Genomic DNA, 2,717 nt, shown 5'->3' on the forward strand with positions numbered 1-2,717 from the left:
CAAATAGGCGGTGTGCCGGCACGTGTCGGGCTGGCCATGGCTCGATGCGATCGCGCCGCCGCCAGCCTGCACGGATCGCGCGCGGCGGCGGCCAGCGCGGCGGAGCTGTGCGGCGATGCTGCGGGCACGCTGGAAAGCATCAAGGCGCCCGCACGCTACAGCCAGGCCGTCGATGAATGCGCGAATGCCTATGGCGCGCAGGTTAGCGCCTTGCGGCAGATGGCGCAGGGCAGGGATGGCAGCGATAGCGTGGGGGACATGCAGCAGCAGCTCGGCTTCTGTCTGGACGATCTGCGCAAGGCCCGCGCCGGGGGATAGGTGGAATGGCCAATCAACTTGATTGGCCATTGCCCTTCAAACGTACGTCAATATCTTTCAAGCCATTGGCGTTGGACGGGAGCGAGCACATGGAGGAACCTTCGGATCAGGAAAATTTGCCAACAAAACTATGCAGCCAGTGCGCTTTGCCCATACCGATGGCTGCAAAGCTGTGTCACGAATGCAAGTCCTATCAGCGCGGATTGCTGTCGGGCTTACCAATATCGCAGACTGTCCTTAGTTTGCTTGTCGCATTGATAGCTGTGATTGGCCCCGCGATCACATCCGTTCGTTCCGCCCTGCATAAACCTCATTCGGAGTTGAGTACGGGCGGCGCCACTCTTAACCAATCTGCATTCGTGGTGGTGGTGTCTAACGCGGGGGACGCCCCGGCTCTCATTCGTGATGGCACCATGTTCGTAAATGGCCAGATTTTTGGCGCTCTTGATGTCGAAAATCTGGAATCGAGTGTGGTTAAGCCGGGCATCAATCTTGTTCGCTTCAGATTTTCTTTCAACAACAACGGAGCCACGCAAGCCAGCCTGCTCTCAGGCGTGCGTGAAAATGCAACTGCCGCGATCACTGCGGTCGAGTCTGACGGAATGGAGAAGAAGCTCTCCGTACCCGTCGATTTCTACCAATTCGCAGACACGAGGATCTCGTTTGCCGCTCGATGTGAACAAGCATCGCAGAGTGGCGTGCCGCAGGTGGGTTGTGGGGCGAGGCAGCAAGCGGAAGCGCCTCCATCAAAGGGAAAGTGATCGCTTCAGACCGGTGCCTTCTCACCGGTTCTAGCGGACCTCCATCTCCAGACCGGTGCTGAAGCCGCCGTTCTTGTCCATATCGTGCGTGGCGCATTTCACGCGCCACGCCTTCGCGTTGATTTCCGTCTTGAACCCTGTGGCCTTGGCATGCGCGCCCGGCCCGGCGCGGGCATCGCCATAGGTCATCGTCATCCGGAATTCTCCGGCCGCACGGCGCAGGCGGTTGGCGGTGGAGCGTGCGGCCGCATGCGCGTCTGCCTCGCTGGCATAGATCCGCTTCAGCCGCCGCCGGTTGCTTCCCCCGGTGCTGACCGTCACCCGCTTGCCGCTGCCCTGATCGTGATACTGCGCCTCGGCGCCATCCTGCGCATTGTCCCTGCTGGCGCGGTGATAGGCCGGTTTGCTGCAATTGGCCCGCGTCACCGTCAGTTCGGGGATCTTGGCGCCGGTGGCGGTGGTGGTGGCGTCCTTGGGCGCGAAGACCATGCATCCGGCCTTGGGGCTGGCGATGGCGTCATACCGCCGCCCCAGATCGCGCATGAACTCCATATCGCTCTGGTTGGACTGCTCGGCGCTGGCGACCACGGTGCCGGCCAGATCGGGGTGGCAGCGCGCCGTCAGGCCGTGATCGGAAGACACCTGCGCCACGATGGCGCCCAGCGTCTTGCCGTGCCAGCTGCGGGTTTTGCGGGTGCGGTAGGTTTTGCGCATGTTGGCCGACCGGGCGGAGATACGGATGCGATCCGGCGCGCCATCCCAATCCACCGCATCCACCACGAACTTGCCCTTATCCACCAGCCCCACGGGCACGCCGGTGCCCTGTTTCCAGCCCATCGCCACGGTGATCACCGCCCCTTCGGGGGGCAGCTCCAGCTTGCCGTCACCGTCGTCCAGCACGAGGAACAGCTCGTCTGCCTTTTCGCCCTCGTCTTCCTTGAGCGACAGGCTGATCAGGCGCGGGGCGATGGTGTCGGTCAAATCCTTGCCGGAAAGGGTCACCTTCCACGCCGCGATGGGCTCGATATAGGGCTGGCCGGTGTTGTCCGTCATACCCATTCCCCATCGGTGCTGGCGGGCGCGGCGCTGCTGGGCGGCGCCGGATCATCGGGCACGCGCTTCAGCTCTAGCGCGAAGCCCACGCAGCGTGCCACGCCGCCGTCGAAGATCGCCGTGTGCTGTTCGTCCAGGCTGACGATCACGAAATTGCCGATGATGGTTCCCGCGCCATTGATCAGCGCGGCGGCATCCCCCTGATCGGCCATGGCCGCCAGCGTGTCGATCGAGGTGTAGGCACCCGCGACCTCGGGCACGATGCGCCCCGTCAGGCGCAGCATATCGTCGCCCGGGCCGGTGAACTGGCTCCCGTCGAGCTGCAGATAACGCTCGGCGCTGGGGTGCTTCCATTCCCGGTGGCGGTTCATTCCATCGAAAAGGGCCGTCGAGGTCTCAAAGACGAACAGGCCAAGCGATGCCAGCATGGGGGCGTCTCCTAGAAATCGTCGTGATAGGCGGAGAGGCGGGCGGTGCGCTGGCGCCGCTCCAGCTCGTCAGCCACGCGGCGGGCGAGGGCTTCGCCATCCTCGCCCGGCTGCTGGTGGATATGGATGGTGATGGGCGCGGTGGCAGGGCGCGCCG

Annotated in this window: 4 protein-coding genes; 2 read left to right on the forward strand and 2 right to left on the reverse strand. The window is 63.7% G+C overall.

What is annotated here, in order from left to right; translation table 11 throughout:
* A partial coding sequence (locus tag SR3_RS07400) for a hypothetical protein (RefSeq protein WP_218018774.1) occupies window positions 1–318 on the forward strand: 318 nt, incomplete at its 5' end.
* 5 nt (window positions 319–323) lie between these two features.
* Window positions 324–1,079, forward strand: a complete 756-nt coding sequence (locus SR3_RS31160) for a hypothetical protein (RefSeq protein WP_157098691.1) — start codon at window positions 324–326, stop codon at window positions 1,077–1,079.
* A 30-nt stretch (window positions 1,080–1,109) separates the two neighbouring features.
* On the opposite strand, the gene SR3_RS07410 is transcribed toward SR3_RS31160, so the two are convergent.
* Both SR3_RS07410 and SR3_RS07415 read right to left on the reverse strand, forming a co-directional pair.
* Window positions 1,110–2,132, reverse strand: coding sequence for a contractile injection system protein, VgrG/Pvc8 family (locus tag SR3_RS07410; protein WP_068083110.1), 1,023 nt, complete (start codon window positions 2,130–2,132; stop codon window positions 1,110–1,112).
* The gene (locus SR3_RS07415) at window positions 2,129–2,560 is read right to left on the reverse strand and encodes a phage tail protein (protein ID WP_068083116.1); all 432 of its coding nucleotides are present in this window, start codon (window positions 2,558–2,560) and stop codon (window positions 2,129–2,131) included. Before SR3_RS07415 ends, SR3_RS07410 begins: the two co-directional genes overlap by 4 nt.
* Window positions 2,561–2,717 lie beyond the last annotated feature (157 nt).

This window comes from Novosphingobium rosa NBRC 15208 (assembly GCF_001598555.1).
Classification (GTDB): domain Bacteria; phylum Pseudomonadota; class Alphaproteobacteria; order Sphingomonadales; family Sphingomonadaceae; genus Novosphingobium; species Novosphingobium rosa.

Excerpts from the sequence above, each read along its gene's own strand:
- SR3_RS07410 (WP_068083110.1), bottom strand. The coding sequence starts at position 2,132 with ATGACGGACAACACCGGCCAGCCCTATATCGAGCCCATCGCGGCGTGG.
- SR3_RS31160 (WP_157098691.1), top strand. The coding sequence starts at position 324 with ATGGCCAATCAACTTGATTGGCCATTGCCCTTCAAACGTACGTCAATA.
- SR3_RS07415 (WP_068083116.1), bottom strand. The coding sequence starts at position 2,560 with ATGCTGGCATCGCTTGGCCTGTTCGTCTTTGAGACCTCGACGGCCCTT.